14 protein-coding genes are annotated in these 17,139 nt (G+C 71.4%); 4 read left to right on the forward strand and 10 right to left on the reverse strand.

Going from position 1 to position 17,139, the window contains the following annotated elements; translation table 11 throughout:
- Nucleotides 1-38 precede the first annotated feature (38 nt).
- Nucleotides 39-1,400, forward strand: a complete 1,362-nt coding sequence (locus ABT158_RS08970) for an MFS transporter (protein WP_352352205.1) — start codon at nt 39-41, stop codon at nt 1,398-1,400.
- Here ABT158_RS08970 and ABT158_RS08975 read toward each other — a convergent pair.
- The 3 genes from ABT158_RS08975 to ABT158_RS08985 are packed head-to-tail and all read right to left on the reverse strand — an operon-like array spanning nt 1,360 to nt 5,101.
- Nucleotides 1,360-3,915: an ABC transporter permease gene (locus ABT158_RS08975; RefSeq protein WP_352352206.1), complete on the reverse strand. Its 2,556-nt coding sequence runs from the start codon at nt 3,913-3,915 to the stop codon at nt 1,360-1,362. The two genes, ABT158_RS08970 and ABT158_RS08975, sit on opposite strands and share 41 nt — an antisense overlap.
- Nucleotides 3,912-4,592 carry an ABC transporter ATP-binding protein gene (locus ABT158_RS08980; RefSeq protein WP_352352207.1) on the reverse strand — a complete coding sequence of 227 codons (681 nt, stop codon included), beginning with the start codon at nt 4,590-4,592 and terminating at the stop codon, nt 3,912-3,914. Before ABT158_RS08980 ends, ABT158_RS08975 begins: the two co-directional genes overlap by 4 nt.
- A complete protein-coding gene (locus ABT158_RS08985; RefSeq protein ID WP_352352208.1) occupies nt 4,589-5,101 on the reverse strand; it encodes a PadR family transcriptional regulator in 513 nt (170 codons plus the stop codon). The genes ABT158_RS08980 and ABT158_RS08985 overlap by 4 nt, the downstream gene beginning before the upstream one ends.
- Before the next feature lie 88 nt (nt 5,102-5,189).
- Here ABT158_RS08985 and ABT158_RS08990 point away from each other — a divergent pair, with 88 nt between their 5' ends.
- A complete protein-coding gene (locus tag ABT158_RS08990; protein ID WP_352352209.1) occupies nt 5,190-5,741 on the forward strand; it encodes an FHA domain-containing protein in 552 nt (183 codons plus the stop codon).
- A 117-nt stretch (nt 5,742-5,858) separates the two neighbouring features.
- On the forward strand, nt 5,859-7,403 hold the full coding sequence (gene dacB / locus ABT158_RS08995; protein WP_352352210.1) for a D-alanyl-D-alanine carboxypeptidase/D-alanyl-D-alanine endopeptidase: 1,545 nt from the start codon (nt 5,859-5,861) through the stop codon (nt 7,401-7,403).
- 432 nt (nt 7,404-7,835) lie between these two features.
- Here dacB and ABT158_RS09000 read toward each other — a convergent pair whose 3' ends face one another.
- Together ABT158_RS09000 and map are read right to left on the reverse strand one after the other, a co-directional pair.
- Nucleotides 7,836-8,105 (reverse strand): hypothetical protein, encoded by a 270-nt coding sequence (locus ABT158_RS09000; RefSeq protein ID WP_352318980.1) that lies wholly within the window; start codon nt 8,103-8,105, stop codon nt 7,836-7,838.
- A gap of 214 nt (nt 8,106-8,319) precedes the next feature.
- Nucleotides 8,320-9,087 (reverse strand): type I methionyl aminopeptidase, encoded by a 768-nt coding sequence (gene map, locus ABT158_RS09005; RefSeq protein ID WP_352352211.1) that lies wholly within the window; start codon nt 9,085-9,087, stop codon nt 8,320-8,322.
- Between the two features lie 124 nt (nt 9,088-9,211).
- Here map and ABT158_RS09010 point away from each other — a divergent pair, with 124 nt between their 5' ends.
- Nucleotides 9,212-9,958 carry a YoaK family protein gene (locus ABT158_RS09010; protein ID WP_352352212.1) on the forward strand — a complete coding sequence of 249 codons (747 nt, stop codon included), beginning with the start codon at nt 9,212-9,214 and terminating at the stop codon, nt 9,956-9,958.
- Between the two features lie 52 nt (nt 9,959-10,010).
- Here the strand turns inward: ABT158_RS09010 and ABT158_RS09015 are convergent, their stop codons facing one another.
- The 5 genes from ABT158_RS09015 to ABT158_RS09035 form a co-directional block, all read right to left on the reverse strand.
- A complete protein-coding gene (locus ABT158_RS09015; RefSeq protein WP_352352213.1) occupies nt 10,011-10,634 on the reverse strand; it encodes a class I SAM-dependent methyltransferase in 624 nt (207 codons plus the stop codon).
- Nucleotides 10,635-10,736: 102 nt separating this feature from the next.
- Nucleotides 10,737-11,720 carry a ketol-acid reductoisomerase gene (gene ilvC, locus ABT158_RS09020; protein ID WP_352319077.1) on the reverse strand — a complete coding sequence of 328 codons (984 nt, stop codon included), beginning with the start codon at nt 11,718-11,720 and terminating at the stop codon, nt 10,737-10,739.
- A gap of 23 nt (nt 11,721-11,743) precedes the next feature.
- Nucleotides 11,744-12,268: an acetolactate synthase small subunit gene (gene ilvN / locus ABT158_RS09025; protein ID WP_352318972.1), complete on the reverse strand. Its 525-nt coding sequence runs from the start codon at nt 12,266-12,268 to the stop codon at nt 11,744-11,746.
- Between the two features lie 78 nt (nt 12,269-12,346).
- The gene (locus ABT158_RS09030) at nt 12,347-14,113 is read right to left on the reverse strand and encodes an acetolactate synthase large subunit (protein WP_352352214.1); all 1,767 of its coding nucleotides are present in this window, start codon (nt 14,111-14,113) and stop codon (nt 12,347-12,349) included.
- A gap of 180 nt (nt 14,114-14,293) precedes the next feature.
- On the reverse strand, nt 14,294-16,909 hold the full coding sequence (locus tag ABT158_RS09035) for a putative bifunctional diguanylate cyclase/phosphodiesterase (protein ID WP_352352215.1): 2,616 nt from the start codon (nt 16,907-16,909) through the stop codon (nt 14,294-14,296).
- Nucleotides 16,910-17,139: the final 230 nt, after the last annotated feature.

The following is a 17,139-nucleotide window of genomic DNA, read 5'->3' on the forward strand; positions in this document are numbered from 1 at the left end:
CCTACCGAACAAGCCCTCGCTCGGCTTGAATGGGCCTCATGATCACATCGCCGGTGAGCGCGCCCACGGTCTCCAGGGGCGTGCGCCTCGGCTACGGTGTGGGCTCCTTCTGCACGGCCACGGTCAGCGCCGTGCCCGGCCTGCTCCTGCTGTACTACATGACCAACTTCCTGGCCGTGCCCGCGTGGCTGGCCGGCGTGGTGGTCACCGCGCCCAAGGTCTGGGACCTGATCATCAACCCGCTGGTCGGCCGCTGGTCGGACCGGACCGTCTCGCGGATGGGGCCGCGCCGCCCCTGGCTGCTGGCCGGGTCGCTGACGCTGCCCGTCGCGTTCTTCCTCGTCTTCGCCGGGCCGCCGCTGACCGGGGTCCCGGCCGCCCTGTACGTCGGGCTGTGCTTCATGGCGACGGCGACCGCGTACGCGCTGTACGAGGTGCCGTACAAGGCCATGCCCGGCGAGATGACCGACGACTACCACGAGCGCACGTCGCTGCTGCAGTGGCGGATGGTCTTCATCGGCGCGGCCACCGCGATCAGCGGCGTGCTGGCCCCGTTGATCGCCACCGGCCAGGGCGAGGAGGGCACGCTCGGCAGCTACCGGCTGATGGGCCTGACGATCGCCCTCATCCTGCTGGCCTCGATGCTCGGCTCGTTCTTCGGCACCGCCCGCGCCCCCATGACCGGCGCGCCGGAGGCCGACCACGGCGGGTGGCGCGAGCAGCTGGCGGCGATCAGGGGCAACCGGGCGTTCCTGTGGCTGACCGTCATGGCCTGCCTGCAGATGCTCGCCGTCAGCATGATGCTGGCCGCGGCGCCGTACTTCGCGTCGTACACGCTGGGGTCGCCGAAGAGCACGCAGACGCTCTTCGCCGCGCTGGTCGGGCCGATGCTGCTGACCATGCCGCTGTGGGTGTGGCTGGCCCGGCGCTTCGACAAGCGCGGCGCGATGATCCTGGCCGCGCTGCTGTTCGGCGGCGGCACGGCGGCGGCCATGGCGACCCCGCTGTTCGGCCCCCTGTACGCCCACCTGACCATCCTGCTCGTCGGCATCGGCATCGCCGGGGTCGAGCTCATGCTGTTCTCGATGCTGGCCGACGTGGTCGCCGCGGACGCCGCCGAGTCGGGCAAGCGGCGGGCCGGCGTGCTGACCGGGCTGTGGACGGCCATCGAGAGCGGCGTCAGCTCGTTCGGAGCGCTGATCTTCGGGGTCATCCTGTCGATCGGCGGGTTCGTCGAGTCCGACGCGAGCACGCCCGTCCGGCAGCCGGACAGCGCCGTGACCGCGGTCCTCATCGGGCAGACCGCGGTCCCGGCGCTGATCATCTTCCTGTCCGTGCTGGTGACGATGCGCTACCGGCTCAGGCCACCCGGCGGGCCAGCACCAGGCGCGTCCGGGTGAACAGCCCGGCCACCAGGGCCGCGACCAGCGGCAGGCCCAGCACGACCACGGCCAGGAACGACCAGGGGACGTCGATCGTGCCCGGCCCCTCCAGCAGCGCGTTCATGCCGCCTGAGCCCGTCCCGGTCATCGGCCAGGTCAGCGCGACACCGGCCACCGCGCCGGCGACGAGGCCGACCGCCGCGCCCAGGCCCGCGATGTAGGCGGCCTGGGCGGCCACCACCAGCCTGCGCACCCGGGGCGCCGCGCCGACCGCCGACAGGTTGTTCAGGTCGGGGCGCATGTCGGCCGCCGCCAGCCCGGTGGCCGCGAACGTGCCCCCGAGCACCAGGACCAGCGCCGCGCCGAGCAGCACCAGGAGGACGAGAGCGCGGTCCGCCGCCCTCCCCCGGTCGGCGTACAGGTACACGTTGCCGTTCACCTCACCCTGCAGGTCGGCCTCCATGCGCCGGTCGTCCTGCGGCGGGGACGCGGTGTAGAGCACCCGCTCGACCGTGCCGAGCCCGGCCTTGGCCAGCGCCTGCGGCGGGATCACGGCGCCTGCCTGCCGGGGGTCGGCGCCGCTCGACACCACGGCAGGGATCCGGATCCGCTTGCGCTCCTTGACGGTGTCGGAGTCCAAGTCGCTCACGGTCAGCTCGATCATGCCGTCGCTCACCACGTCCGTGCTGAACGCCACGGCCTTGCCCGCCGCCAGCGCGGCGGCCGCCTGCGGGTCCCGGCGCTTCTGGAGGAAGGCGAGCAGGTCCGCGCCGCCGATCGGCGGGCGGTCGTAGAACCGCTGGGCGCATGCCGGCTCGCACGTCCGCGGCACGGTCAGCCAGAGGTCCCTCCCCTTGGCGTCCGTCACCTCGTGCCCGGTGACGATGTCGGTGCCGGGGAAGCGGGCGCGGACGGCGTCCTTCAGCCGGGCCCACGTCTGGCCGTCCAACGCCGTGGCGCCGCCGATCACCGTGGTGCCCAGCGGGAACACCGTGACGTTCCGCTCCTCCTGCTGGGTGTACGCGCTGCTGCTGCCGATGCCGATCGCGACCGCCCCCATGGTCGCCGCCATGACCGCGGCGGTGGCCGAGGCCGTACGGACGCGGTGGCGCGCGGCGTCGCGCACGGACAGGCGCAGCGGCAGCGGCAGCCGGGCGGCGATCCGCGAGGTGGCCTGGACCAGCCACGGCGTCAACGCCACCATGCCGAACACGAACGGCACGAAGGCCGCGATCATCGTCACCTGGCCCCTGGTCATGGCGTATCCGATCGCGCCCAGCCCGGCCGTCACCAGCACGATCCCGAGCAGGGGGCGCCGGGCGCGGCCCCGCACCTCGGCGGCCCGGCCGGCCAGCACCTGCGCGGTGTTCTGCCGGCTCGCCTGCACCGCCGGCACGATCGCCGCGATGAGCCCGCTGACCAGGCCCAGCGCCGCCACCCCGAGCACCGGCAACCACGGCACGTCGGCCGGCCCGTGCGACCAGTCCAGTTCCCTGGCCAGGACCGACTCGACGAGCAGGCCGGGGCCGATGCCCAGGACGACGCCGAGCACGGCCGCCGCGCCGCCGAGCACCAGGCCGTCGGCCAGCACGATCAGGCGCAGGTGCCGGGGCGAGCCGCCCTGTGCGGAGATCACCGCCAGCTCCCTGCGCCGCCGCCGCAGCCCCACGGCGAACGCCGGCCCGGCCAGCAGCACGGTCTCCATGACGACGAACACGATCACCACGCCGAGCTGGGCCAGGTCGCGCGTGTCGTTCACGTTGCCTCGGGAGTCGTCCCCGCGGGCGTCGAGCACCGCGCGGGAGGTGACGCCGAGGCCCGCGTCATTGAGCTGCGCCATCTTCGACCGCATGACCGGACCGGCGGTGTCGACCAGCCAGCCGCTGCTGTTGCCGTCGTTCTGGTGGTTGAGCAGCCCCTCCGGCAGGGCGGTCAGCTCCAGGTTGCCGGGCCGGTTGGGGTTCTCGGCGACGCCGACCACCTGCACGGTCCGGTCCGGCCGCCGCACGGTGAGCGTGTCGCCCACCCGGACGCCCAGGTCGGCCATCTTCGGCGAGATCGTCACCTCGCCGGGCGCGGCGGCGTACCGGCCCTGGTGCAGGGTGCGCATCCCGGCCGTCATGGGGTCGCGCAGATCGACCTCCACGACGTCCGCCTGGTTGAAGCCGTCGGGCAGCCGGACGTTGGCCTGGCTCGTCTGGTAGCGCAGCAGGCGGCCGGGGAGCAGCGTGTTGATCTCCGCGGGCGTCCACGGCCGCTGTGAGGTGCCGCTCTTCGGCTGGTACGCGGAGTCGCCGCTGTCCTCCTGCCGGACCGGGGTGCGGTACGGGAAGGTGAGCAGGCTGGCGTCGGCCGCCCCTAAGCGCGAGACCGCCCGCTCCTTCGGGGTGAGGCTGGTCGTGGCGGCGCCGGTGAGCACCGCCGTGATCACCAGGACGGGCAGGCCGATCATCACCATGATCAGGGCGCTGCGGCCCTTGAAGCGCCACGCGTCCCTGCGGGAGATGCGCAGGGCGGCCAGGAAGGCGCTCATCGCGAGCTCTCCATCCGCACCGCCGACGCCTCGGCGATCAGGCCGTCCCGCAGGTAGACCACCCGGTCCGCCCAGGCCGCGTAGCGCGGCTCGTGGGTGACCAGCAGCACCGCCGCGCCCTCGTCGCAGCGGTTGCGCAGCAGGTGCAGGATCTCGTCGCCGGTGGCCGTGTCGAGCGCGCCGGTCGGCTCGTCGGCCAGCAGCAGCCGCCGCTCGCCGACCAGCGCCCTGGCGATGGCCACGCGCTGGCGCTGGCCGCCGGACAGCTCCTCGGGAAAGCGGTCGGCGATCTGGTCGACGCCCACGTCGGCCAGGACGGCCAGCGCCTCCCGGCGGGCCTGGGCGGCGCGCACGCCGTCCAGTTCCCTGGGCAGCATCACGTTCTCGGCGGCCGTCAGGGACGGGATCAGGTTGAGGTCCTGGAAGACGTACCCGACGCTGCCGCGTCGCAGCGCGGCCAGGTCGCGGACCCCGGCCAGGTCGCGGCCCTCGATCCGGACCGTGCCCGACGTGGGCCGGTCGAGGCCGCCGGCCAGGTTGAGCAGCGTCGACTTGCCCGAGCCCGACGGGCCCATGACCGCGACGAGCTCCCCTTGTGCCACCTCCAGGCTCACGCCGCGCAGGGCGTGCACCTGGCCGTGCTCGCGGGTCACGTCCCGCAGCTCCATCACAGTCATTGGTTCTTCTCCTTCACAACGGCCTCGCAGTGGTCGAGCCAGCGCTGCTCGGCCTCGGCCTTGAAGATCATCGATTCCAGGACGAGCCGCTGGGCGAGGCCGTCACCGGCGGCCCTCTTGGCCCTGGTCAGGTCCTGGAGCGTGCGCATGGTCGCCATTCGCTGGGCCAGGATGACCGCGCCCACGTCCACGTCGGTGGCGGCGACGGCCATCGCGATCTTGATGGCGAGTTCGTCCCGAGGCCGGTCGGAGTGGTCGACGGGGGTGCTGAACCATCGCTCCAGTTCCTCCCGACCGGCCTCGGTGATCGTGTAGACGGCCCTGCCCTGCTCGTCGGCTCCGCCCGGCGCCACCAGGCCGTCACGTTCCAGGCGGGCGAGCGTCGTGTAGACCTGGCCGATGTTGAGCGGCCAGGTCGCCCCCGTCGACGCCTCGAATTCCACCCGGAGCTGATAGCCGTAACGCGGCGTGCTGCTCAGCAGGGCGAGCAGTCCGTGTCTGATCGACATGGATACTGAGTATGCATACTGAGTATGGCCCTCGCAACTGATCCGCGTATTCTGGACACGGCACGCCGTTCAGGCCGATACTCGGGACATGAGCTCCACCCAACCGCCGTTCCGCGCCTCCGACGGGGAACGCGACCGCGCGATCGACGAGCTCAAGCACCGGGCCGTGGAGGGCCGGATCTCCCACGACACCTTCGTCGGCCGGGTCGACCAGGCACTGCGGGCACGCAGTCAGCACGAGCTCGACGAGCTGGTCGCTGACCTGCCGCGCCGGCCCACGATCAGGCAGCGGCTGACGGACGCGGTCTCGTCGGTGTCGGAACTCACCACCCGGCTGCAGGCGGCCTGGCGGCGGCCGCGGCTGCCGCGGCTGGCGCTGCCGGACGACGACCGGCTGCGTTACGTCGTCGGCCGGGGGTCGGCCTGCGACCTCGTCCTGTCGGACCTGACGGTCTCGCGCGTGCACGCCGAGCTGCGGCGGGAGGGCGACGGCGGCTGGATGCTGATCGATCTCGGCTCGCTCAACGGCACCCGGCTCAACGGGTGGCGGCTGGTGGGGCCCGTCCGGGTCAAGTCGGGCGACGAGATCTCCTTCGGCGACTGCGGCTTCCTCCTCGCCTCAGGCCACCCCTCCTCCTGACGCCCTTCTCCCACCGCCCCGCCCCGAGCTGGCTCCAGAAATACGGATATTTGCGGATTACACGGCGACTGCGCTGATTCATGCTCACATGCGATCCCCCAGTCCCTTGGAGACCACATGCGGCGCACCTCAGCCTCCCTCCTCGCGGGCACGCTCGTCGCGGCACTCGCGTGGGCGTCCGGCCCCTCCACACCGGCGGTCGCCCTCGACCCCTCGCCCGGCGTGGCCGACCTGACCCAGGACATCAACCAGATCCTCGGCGACTCCCGGCTCACGATCGCCAGGGCGGGCGTCGTCGTGAAGAGCGCCGCGAACGGCGAGCAGCTCTACGCCACCGACGCCGGCAAGCTGCTGACCCCGGCGTCCAACACCAAGCTGTTCACCTCGGCGGCGGCGGTGGAGACGCTCGGCCTGGACTACCGCTTCCCGACCACCGTGCTGAACGCCGGCCGCAAGGTCGGCTCGGTGCTCACCGGCGACCTCGTGCTGCGCGGCACCGGCGACCCGACCATGCTCGCCGAGGACTACGACGCGCTGGCGGCCAAGGTCGCGGCGGCCGGCGTCAAGGTCGTCACCGGCAAGCTGATCGCCGACGACACCTGGTTCGACGGCCAGCGGCTCGGCACCGACTGGGCCTGGGACGACGAGACCGCCTACTACGCGGCGCCGATCTCCGCGCTGACCGCCTCCCCCGACCGCGACTACGACGCCGGCTCGGTGATCGTCTCGGTCGAGGCGGACGGCGGCCAGGTCAAGGTCTCGACGACCCCGGCGACCGACTACCTGAAGATCGTCAACAAGGCCACCGTGGGCGCCGAGACCGACGTCCTCATCGAGCGGCAGCACGGCACGCGGACGGTGGTGATCACCGGCACGGTCGCCGACCCGTACCAGGAGTGGGTGGCGGTGGACGACCCCACGGCCTACGTGTCCTCGCTGTTCCGCAAGGCGCTGGCCGCGCACGGCGTACGCGTGCTCGGCCCGACGGCGACGGGCGCGGCCCCCGCCGGGGCGGCCGAGCTGGCCAGGCACGACTCGATGCCCCTGAGCGAGCTGCTGGTGCCGTTCCTGAAGCTGAGCAACAACATGCACGCCGAGATCCTCACCAAGGCCATGGGCCGCAAGGCCGCCAACCAGGGCAGCTGGTCCGCCGGGCTGAAGGTCGCCACGGACTTCGCGAAGGCCAACGGCGTCCAGGTGATCAACATGCGGGACGGCTCGGGCCTGTCGCGCCGCGACGGCTTCTCGCCGGGCTCGATCGTCCAGCTCCTGACCGCCGTGCGGGCCAAGCCGTGGTTCAGCACCTGGTACGAGGCCCTGCCGATCGCCGGCAACGCCGACCGTCTCACCGGCGGCACGCTGCGCAGCCGGATGCGGAACACCCCCGCGGCGAACAACGTGCACGCCAAGACGGGCTCGCTGACCGGCGTGACCTCGCTGTCCGGCTACGTCACCAGCGCCGAGGGCGAGCCGCTGGTCTTCTCGATCATGCTGAACCAGTACCTGTCCGGCTCGCCGAAGGACATCGAGGACAAGATCGCCGTACGGCTCGCCCAGTTTTCGCGGGCGACGGCGACCGACGTCACCGCCCAGCTCAAGGCCGCCGACCAGGGCCCGGCGGGCGACCTGGAGTGCTCGTGGCTGAAGCCGGCCCAGTGCTGACGAACCGGTGAACCCCCGCGGCGGCCTCCGGAAGCCCGTGGGCCGCCGCGGGTGACCCGGCTCGACAGGATGGTCATCACGATCTGATCACCTGGAGCTCCAGATATAGTCCACATTTTCACTACATAGCCGACATGGGCGCGCCAGAATGCGGATTCAACGCCGTGGCGAACCCCTGACCCCGGGAGCGCCGGGCCGTCGCCGGCCCCCACCCCCAAGCCGGTCGTCCCACCACACGCCCGGCACGCTCCCCTCCCGGCGGGCCCGCGCCGCACGTCCCCCCGCACACCGGACCGCGGCCGGGCCCGCCCCCCCTCCGCTGAGGACAACCCGAACCTTCGGCTTTCGGGGACCCGAACAAGGGCATGACAAAGGGGCCTGCCCCGGTGGGCAGGCCCCTTAGTCACGCAGTTCAGCCGCTGAGGAATTACTTCAGCTGACGGCGCACTTCGTGTCTTTGCTCTTGATCCCGAGGATCTGGCTCAGGATGTCGCCGGTCTCGAGGACGAGCACGCCGCTGGTGCTGTTGTCGACCTCGCCACGGGCGAAGATGTTCTCGTCACCGCAGACGAAGAGAACCCGGCCCGGGTCCTCGTCGGAGTGAGGGACGAAGGCCATGTGAGGGGTCGCCGCTAGAGCGGAGCCGCCGACCATGACCATCCCGCCGACGAGCCCGGCCAGGATGAGCCCTTGTCTGAACATATCGATTCTCCTTGATACCTATCGACTACTCTCCGTAGCTATCGGGAGGAGATTTGCCCTAGGCCCTCTTTCAACAAACGCCGCTATTTCTGTCTTTACCAGCGCAAATACGCGGCTTGGGGGAAGGGGTGACCCAGCTCGCCCTTCTTGACCGATCGGTGTACGCGCCAGAGGAATATCCGGCCCGGCTGTTACCGCGCGCTGACAGGAGGCGTCAGGGGACGGTGAGAACCACCGGGCCGTCAGCGGTGATGGCCACCGTGTGCTCGACGTGGGCACTCCTGCTGCCGTCGCCGGAGCACACCGACCACCCGTCCTCGGCCATGACGTACTCGTCGTCGCCGCCCGCCATCAGGCTCGGCTCGATGGCGATCACCAGTCCGGGGCGCAGCCGCAGGCCACGACCGGGGCGGGCCTCGTTGGGCACGAACGGCGACTCGTGCATGGCCCGGCCGATGCCGTGGCCGCCGAAGTCGTTCTGCATGCCGTAGCCGGCGCCCCGGCCGACCAGCGACATCGCGTGCCCGATGTCGCCCATCCGGCCGCCCGGCACGGCGGCCGCGATGCCCGCCGCCAGCGTCTCCTCGGCCACCCGGATGAGCTTGAGGTCCTCGGCGCGGCCGGGCCCGACGGTGAAGGTGACCGCGCCGTCGGCGTGCCAGCCGTCGATGTGCGCGCCGAAGTCCACGCTCAGCACGTCGCCCTCGCGCAGCCGGTACGGCGTGGGCAACCCGTGCAGCATGACCCCGTTCACGGACGTGCACACCACCCCCGGGTACGGCATGGCCCCGAACGACGGGTGGTAGCCGAGGAACGACGACCGCGCCCCGGCCTCATGCATGACCTCGCGGGCCACCTCGTCGAGCTGCAGCAGCGACACCCCCACGGCGGCCCGCTCCTTGACGGCGGCGTGCACGTTGGCCACGACGCGGCCCGCCTCCCGCATGGCGTCGATCTCCCCGGCGGTCTTGAGCGTGATCACAGTGGCCTCCCAGCCCTCGGCGCGATAACTATACCGGTATTATTATCACGCTTCCCGCGAGCTCGCAGCTGCGCCGCCACCCCGTTGACCAATCACCCAGAGTAATCGTTATAGTGCTCAGAGTATGCGTTTCGGACGGTTCTCCATGCTTGCTCTGGCGCTCGCGGCGGGGGCCGTCGACGCGCTGAGCTTTCTCGCGCTCGGACAGGTGTTCACCGCGAACATGACCGGCAACATCGTCCTGCTCGGCCTGGCGCTCGGCACCGGCGACGCCTCGCACGTCATCCGCTCGGGAATCGCCCTGGCCGCGTTCTGCCTGGGTCTGGCGATCGGCTTCACCCTGCTGGGCGGCACCACCCCCGCGGGACGCGCTCCCCCGCGGGAGCGGGAGCCCGCGGAGGGGCCGGCGGGAGGGCCGGTGGGAGGGCCGGCGGGGGTGCCGATCGGGGTGCCCGTGCGGCCGCTGGTGGTGCTGGTCGCGGAGCTGGCGCTGCTGCTGGTGGTGGCGGCCGGCTGGGCGGCGCGCGTGCTGCCGCACCCGGCGCTGATCGCCGCCTCGGGAACGGCGATGGGCCTGCAGAGCGCGGTCACGCGCTGGGCGGGCGGCCCCGGGCTGTCCACGACCTACGTCACGGGCACGCTGACCAGCCTGGCGGGCCGGGCGGTCGGCCCGCGCTCGGGGGTGCTGCGCCCGCTGGGTGTGGTGCTCTGCGTGGTCTCGGGCGCCGTCGTCGCGGCCTCGGCGCTGCGCGTGCACGCCGCCGTCACGCCGTTCATCGCCCCGGCCACGGTCGCGGCGGCCACCGCCGCCTGGGCCCTCACCGCGACCCACCGCACAGGACCGCGCCCCCGCGGCCGGCCAGCCCTGTAGCGGGACGGCGGGCGCCTTACGGCAGGTGAGCGCCGCCACGCCTCGCGACAGGTCAGCCCGGAAGCCTCGGGCCGGCGGGTTTGCGGTAGGTCAGGAGGTAGCGCCAGAAGAGCAGCCTGCGCAGGGAGAAGCCGGGCAACAGGGACGCCGCTTCCCGCCGTACCTCCTCGAAGGACATGTCCGGCGGCCGCACCGGCGCGGGCACGGACCCGGCACGCGTCCCGCCCATGCGCTCCCCCGCCGCCACCGCCACCCGGGCCGCCGCGTTCACCGGTATGGCGGCCAGGCTCCACGCGAAGTCGGCGGCCGTCCGCTCCGCGTAGCACCCGAGGACGGCCAGCACCCCGCCGGGCGCCAGCGCGTCCCGGAAGGCGGCCACGGTCCCGAACGGCATGTGGTGCAGGCTGGCCAGGCAGGAGATGTAGTCGTAGCGCCCCGCGGGCAGCTCCATGCGCGTGACGTCGGCGCACAGGAACCGCACCCCGCTCACCGGCGCCGACGAGGCGGCCTCGATCACCTCGGGCGCCGGGTCGACCGCGTCGACCTCGATCCCGAGCCCCGCCAGCCGCCGCGCGAACCGCCCGGTGCCGCAGCCGACGTCGAGCGCCGTCCGGGCCCCTTCGGGCACGAGCCGCGCCATCGCCCGGTGGTAGTGATCATTGTGATCGAAAGGCATCCCGGCATCATGCCATCGCCTTGCCGGAGAACCCCGGAAAACGGGCGAAAAGCATCGCCCGCCCGCTGACCGTGCAGCGGGCGGGCGACGTACGGCGGAAGGTCAGCCCTTCAGCCAGCTCATCATCGGACGCAGCTTCGCGCCCGTCTTCTCGATCGGGTTCTCGGCCAGCTCCTCGCGGTGACGCGTGAACTCCTTCTGGCCGCCGTCGAACTCCTCGACGAGCTGCCGGGCGAAGGTGCCGTCCTGGATCTCGCCGAGGATGCGGCGCATCTCCTGACGGGTCTCGTCGGTGATGACGCGCGGGCCGCGGGTGTAGCCGCCGTACTCGGCGGTGTCGGAGACCGACCAGTACATCTTGGAGATGCCGCCCTCGTACATGAGGTCGACGATGAGCTTCATCTCGTGGAGGCACTCGAAGTAGGCGACCTCGGGCTGGTAGCCGGCCTCGATGAGGGTCTCGAAGCCCGCCTTGATCAGCTCGGAGACGCCGCCGCACAGCACGGCCTGCTCGCCGAACAGGTCGGTCTCGGTCTCCTCGGTGAAGGTGGTGCGCAGCGCGCCGGCGCGGGTGCCGCCGATGCCCTTGGCGTACGACAGCGCCAGGTCGAGGGCCTTGCCGGAGGCGTCCTTCTCGACCGCGACGAGACACGGGACGCCGCGGCCGGCCTCGAACTGGCGGCGGACCAGGTGGCCCGGGCCCTTCGGGGCGACCATGCAGACGTCGACGCCCTCGGGCGCCTCGATGAGGCCGTAGCGGATGTTGAGGCCGTGGCCGAAGAAGAGCGCGTCGCCCTCGACGAGGTTGGGGGCGACGTGCTCGGCGTACAGGTGGCGCTGGATGTGGTCCGGCGCGAGGATCATGGTGAGGTTGGCCTCCTCCACCGCCTCGGCCGGGGTGACGACCCGCAGCCCGTCGTTCTCCGCCTTCTCGCGGCTCTTGGAGCCCTCGGGAAGGCCGACGCGCACGTCGACGCCGGAGTCACGCAGGGAGAGCGCGTGGGCGTGGCCCTGGCTGCCGTACCCCAGCACGGCCACGTGACGCCCCTGGATGATCGACAGGTCGGCCTGGTCGTCGTAGTAGATCTCGGTCACTTGAATAAAACCTTTCAGGCGGTACGGTCCAGTGCCCTGAGGGACCGGTCTGTGATGGAACGGGCGCCGCGGCCGATGGCCACCATGCCCGACTGGACGAGTTCTTTGATCCCGAACGGCTCAAGGACCTTGACGAAGGCCTCAAGCTTGTCGGGAGTGCCGGTGACCTCGATGGTCACCGCGTCGGCCGCGACGTCCACGCAGCGGGCACGGAAGAGGTTGACGAGTTCGAGGACGTGCGACCGGTTCTCGGCGTCCGCCTTGACCTTGATCAGCATGAGTTCGCGCTGGACCGACTGTGACGGGTCCAGTTCGACGATCTTCAGGACGTTGACCAGCTTGTTGAGCTGCTTGGTGACCTGCTCAAGAGGCAGCTCCTCCACGCTCACCACGATCGTGATGCGCGAGATGTCGTCATGCTCGGTGGGCCCGACGGCGAGCGAGTCGATGTTGAACCCCCGCCTGCTGAACAGCGCGGAGACCCGAGCGAGAACACCCGGCTTGTTCTCGACGAGCACGGACAGCGTGTGCCTGCTCATTGGTCGCTCACCGCTCCTCCTTCGCTCCGCGGGCGCTCCTTCGTCGCGACCGCTGCACTCAGTGCGTCGGGTTCGCTCCTACTCATCCTCGTTCTCCCACTTCGGCGCCATGTCACGGGCGATCTTGATGTCGTCGTTGCTGGTGCCGGCCGCGACCATGGGCCAGACCATGGCGTCCTGGTGGACGACGAAGTCGATCACGACCGGCACGTCGTTGATCTCCATGGCCTTCCTGATGGTCGCGTCGACGTCCTCGGCGCGCTCGCACCTCAGGCCCACACAACCATAGGCCTCCGCCAGCTTGACGAAGTCGGGGATGCGACGCGCGGTCTGCAGGTTGGTGTTGGAGTACCGCTCCTCGTAGAAGAGCGTCTGCCACTGGCGGACCATGCCGAGGTTGCCGTTGTTGATGACGGCGATCTTGACCGGCACGCCCTCCAGGGCGCAGGTGGCCAGCTCCTGGTTGGTCATCTGGAAGCAGCCGTCGCCGTCGATGGCCCACACCGTGGCCTCCGGCCGGCCCATCTTCGCGCCCATGGCGGCCGGGACGGCGAAGCCCATCGTGCCGAGGCCGCCGGAGTTGATGAACGTCCCGGGGTTCTCGTAGTCGATGAACTGCGCGGCCCACATCTGGTGCTGGCCGACCCCGGACACGTAGTAGGCGTCGGGCCCGGCGATGGCGCTCAGCCGCTCCATCACGTACTGGGGGGCCAGCGTGCCGTCCTCGAAGGTCTCGTAGCCCAGCGGGTAGGTCTCCTTGTAGCCGTTCAGGACGGTCCACCAGTCGGTGTAGTCACCCTTCTGGCCGGAGGCCTGGATCGCGCCGACGAGGTCGCTGATGACCTCCTTGCAGTCGCCCACGATGGGCACGTCGGCGTGCCGGTTCTTGGAGATCTCGGCGGGGTCGATGTCGGCGTGCACGACCTTGGCCTGCGGCGCGAACGAGGCCAGGTTGCCGGTGACCCGGTCGTCGAAGCGCACGCCCAGCCCGATGATCAGGTCGGATCTCTGCAGCGCGCCCACGGCCGAGACGCTACCGTGCATGCCCGGCATGCCCATGTGCTGGGGGTGGCTGTCCGGGAACGTGCCACGGGCCATCAGGGTGGTGACGACCGGGATGCCGGTCAGCTCGGCGAGCTGCAGCAGCTCGGCCGACGCGCCGGCCTTGTGCACGCCGCCGCCGACGTACAGAACCGGCCGCTGGGACTCGGCGATCAGCTTGGCCGCCTCGCGGATCTGCTTGGAGTGCGGCCTGGTGACCGGGCGGTAGCCCGGCAGCTGCATGACAGGCGGCCAGCTGAAGGTGGTCTGGGCCTGCAACGCGTCCTTGGAGATGTCCACCAGCACCGGCCCCGGACGGCCGGTCGAGGCGATGTGGAAGGCCTCCATGATCGTGCGCGGGATGTCCGCGGGATCGGTGATCAGGAAGTTGTGCTTCGTGATCGGCATGGTGATGCCGGAGATGTCGGCTTCCTGGAACGCGTCCGTGCCGATCATCGGCGCGGCGACCTGGCCGGTGATCGCCACGATCGGCACCGAGTCCATGAAGGCGTCGGCGATCGGCGTCACCAGGTTGGTGGCCCCGGGGCCGCTGGTCGCCATGCAGACCCCGACCTTGCCGGTGGCCTGCGCGTAACCCTCGGCCGCGTGGCCGGCGCCCTGCTCGTGCCGTACAAGCACGTGCCGGACCTTGGTCGAGTCGTAGAGGGGATCGTAGGCGGGCAGAATCGCGCCGCCCGGGATCCCGAACACGGTGTCGACTCCCACGTGCTCCAGCGCCCTGACCAGGGCCTGTGCACCTGTCATCCGTTCGGTCATCGGCTCGTTCCTTGCGTGGCTACTCACTTAAGGACATAAAAAATGCCCCTTCCCACCGGCGAGGGTGGGACTGGGGCGGCGCGCAGGTCGGAGTGCTTCGCTATCGGCCTGCGCGCCGGCGAAGTACTACGAGAATCTCACTGCGAAGCATGCCTTACACCATAGCCGCTCAGAACGCCCCGATGTCAACTTGGCGGGACGCGAGTCTCACACGGTGAGACTCGTGCGCATGAGACTGTCCACGCCGCGGGCCGCCATGGGACGCGCCACCAGGAATCCCTGACCCCTGGTGCAGCCCATCTCGCGCAGCAGCTCCAGCTGCTCGGGCCGTTCGATGCCCTCGGCCACCACGGTGAGCCCGAGGTCGTGGCCGAGCCGCACGATCGTCCGGGTGAGCAGGGTCAGCGTGTCGTCCCTGCCGAGCCCGGACACGAACGAGGGGTCGATCTTGATCATGTCGACCGGGAGCTGCCTGAGGAAGGCCAGCGAGGCGTAGCCGGTGCCGAAGTCGTCGATCGCCAGCCGCACGCCCAGCGCGCGCAGCTCCGACAGCCGCCTGATGGTCTCCTCGGCGTCCTCGACGAGCATCTCCTCGATCACCTCAAGGGTGAGCGCGGAGGCGGGCAGGCCGCTCTCGGCCAGCGCCTGCTCGACGGTCTCGACGAAGCGCGGCGCGGTGATCTGCCGGGCCGACAGGTTGAGCGACAGCCCGATGTCCCAGGACGAGGCCCGCCAGGACGCCACCTCGCGGCACGCCTCGCGCAGGATCCACTCGCTCAGCGGCACGATCAGCCCGGTGTCCTCGGCCGGGCCGAGGAACTGCTCGGGCGGCACGAACACCGAGCCGCGCCACCACCGCACCAGCGCCTCGACCGCGGTCACCCGGGACGTGGCCAGGTCGACCACGGGCTGGTACTCGATGGCGAACTGCTGCTCGATGAGCGCCCGCTGCAGGTCGGCGGCCAGCTCCAGGCGGCGCACCACGTCGGCGTGCATCTGCGCGGCGAACACCTCGACCCGCCGCCCGCCCAGCTCCTTGGAACGCGCCATCGCCACATCGGCGTTGCGCATGAGGTCGCCGGCGGGCAGGCCGTCCTCGGTGAAGGCCACGCCCACGCTCGCGGTCAGCGCCACGTCGCGGTCGGCGACCCGGAACGGCTCCTGGGAGACCGCGCGTACCAGGCGCTCGGCCATGTCCACGGCCATCTGGGCGTCGCCGCCGGTCTCCACGAGCACGGCGAACTCGTCGCCGCCCCACCGGGCCAGCGTGTCGTCGGCGCGTACGGCCCCGCGCAGCCGGCGGGCGGCCTGGCCGAGCAGGTAGTCGCCGCTGGCGTGCCCCACCGAGTCGTTGACCGAGGTGAACCCGTCGAGGTCGAGGAAGATCACCGCGACGTTGCCGGACGTGCGGCCGGACAGCACCTCGCGGGTGCGCTCCTCGAAGTAGGCGCGGTTGGGCAGCCCGGTGACGCCGTCGTGGAAGGTGAGGTGGGCGACCTGGTTGCGCAGGGCCTCCTCGTCGCTGACGTCGCGGGTGGTGACGAGCATGAGGTCGTCGCCGCCGATGTGGCGGGTGGCGACGGACTCGGTGGGCCGCCAGGTGCCGTCGGCGGCGCGTACCCGGCAGGCGATCATGCAGGCGCCCGGCGCGGCGCCCTCCTCGTCGGTGGTCATGGCGCGCATCGCGGCCTGGATGCCCGGGACGTCCTCGGGGTGGATGTAGTCGAAGATCGAGCCGCCGACCAGGTCCTCGGGCGGGTAGCCGTACGTGACCTCGACGCCGGCGCCGATCTCGTGGACGACGCCCTCGTAGTCGCACAGCAGCACCACGTCGCCGGTGCTCTCGGCCAGCTCCCTGAGCTGCCGCTCGCCCAGCGAGACCAGGCCGCGCAGCCGGATGGACGCCGCCGAGAGCACGAACAGGCGTACGAGCAGGAGCAGCACCACCGAGACCGCGACCACCACGACGCCGGTCACCGGCTGCGCGGCCCGGGATCCGGCCAGGTGGGCGAGCAGCGTGCAGGCGGCCACGGCGACGAGCGCGAGCGGCATCATCGCGACCACGTTGCGCACGACGGGACCGCCGACCGGCCGGGCCCGCGGCCCCCAGGGCACGGCGGCCAGCAGCAGCAGCGCGACGGGCACGAGCATGACGGTCCACATGGGCGGCGCGTCGCCGGCCAGGCGTGCCATGGCGGCCGACAGGCCGCCCACGGTCATGGTGGCCAGCACGCCCACCCCGGCCAGGCCGAGCAGCCAGGAGCCGGCCCGGCTGGTGAGCACCGAGGGGATCACCCCGCAGGTGACGAGCAACGCGATCATCGGCGGCACCATGGCGAAGGTGAACGTGGGCGCGTCGCCCGCGTCCTCGTAGTAGTGGCGCAGCGCCACCACCCAGCCGATGAGGAAGAGCGAGGCCGCGCACAGGTAGGCGTCCGTGAGATGCCGTAACACGACCTTGGCCGGGAACCTGCGGTCGGCGGCGATCAGCGCGCCGCCCGCGATGATCACGATGCCGAGCAGGACGAACAGGTCGGCGAAGCTGACGACGAAGCTGGTGGCGACCGCGCGGAGCGCCACGCCGGCGAGCCACACGACGGCGCCGCCGCCCATCCAGCGCGCGGCCATCGCCATCGAGCGGTGTTCGGCCGACCTGACCGAGGCGACCAGCAGCGAGGCGGCGGCGACCAGGGCCGCCACGCCGCCCGCCACGGCACCGGTCAGCACGGCCGGCCCGCCCGCGAGGAGCGCGGCGGCGAACGCCACCACTCCGGCCGCCCCTGCGGCGGCCAGCGGCGCCCGTGGATCACGCCAGCGGATCACAGTCGTTGCCCATCCTGTCTTGAACCCTGCACCAGTGACCGCCGAAGCCCGGCGCTCACATCGCCAGTGTGTGCGGTCACGGATGCGCGGGTGGTGACAACGCCGATGTCGTCACCGATCTGATAACCACACAGACCAATTTCCGCCAAGAGTTCCTTGACAGCGAGTCAGGAACTCCCTGCAGACGCCACGGTACGCACGAAAGGTCACGGACCAGCCACGTTCCGGGA

The sequence above is a fragment of the Nonomuraea sp. NPDC001636 genome (genome assembly GCF_040298265.1).
In the GTDB taxonomy this organism is placed as follows: domain Bacteria; phylum Actinomycetota; class Actinomycetes; order Streptosporangiales; family Streptosporangiaceae; genus Nonomuraea.

Bases quoted from the DNA above. Each gene is read 5' to 3' on its own strand.
- ilvN (WP_352318972.1), bottom strand. From the start codon at position 12,268: ATGAGCAGGCACACGCTGTCCGTGCTCGTCGAGAACAAGCCGGGTGTT.
- ABT158_RS09015 (WP_352352213.1), bottom strand. From the start codon at position 10,634: ATGCCTTTCGATCACAATGATCACTACCACCGGGCGATGGCGCGGCTC.
- ABT158_RS08980 (WP_352352207.1), bottom strand. From the start codon at position 4,592: ATGACTGTGATGGAGCTGCGGGACGTGACCCGCGAGCACGGCCAGGTG.
- ABT158_RS08970 (WP_352352205.1), top strand. From the start codon at position 39: ATGATCACATCGCCGGTGAGCGCGCCCACGGTCTCCAGGGGCGTGCGC.
- dacB (WP_352352210.1), top strand. From the start codon at position 5,859: ATGCGGCGCACCTCAGCCTCCCTCCTCGCGGGCACGCTCGTCGCGGCA.
- ABT158_RS08975 (WP_352352206.1), bottom strand. From the start codon at position 3,915: ATGAGCGCCTTCCTGGCCGCCCTGCGCATCTCCCGCAGGGACGCGTGG.
- ABT158_RS09010 (WP_352352212.1), top strand. From the start codon at position 9,212: ATGCGTTTCGGACGGTTCTCCATGCTTGCTCTGGCGCTCGCGGCGGGG.
- ABT158_RS08985 (WP_352352208.1), bottom strand. From the start codon at position 5,101: ATGTCGATCAGACACGGACTGCTCGCCCTGCTGAGCAGCACGCCGCGT.
- ABT158_RS09000 (WP_352318980.1), bottom strand. From the start codon at position 8,105: ATGTTCAGACAAGGGCTCATCCTGGCCGGGCTCGTCGGCGGGATGGTC.
- ABT158_RS08990 (WP_352352209.1), top strand. From the start codon at position 5,190: ATGAGCTCCACCCAACCGCCGTTCCGCGCCTCCGACGGGGAACGCGAC.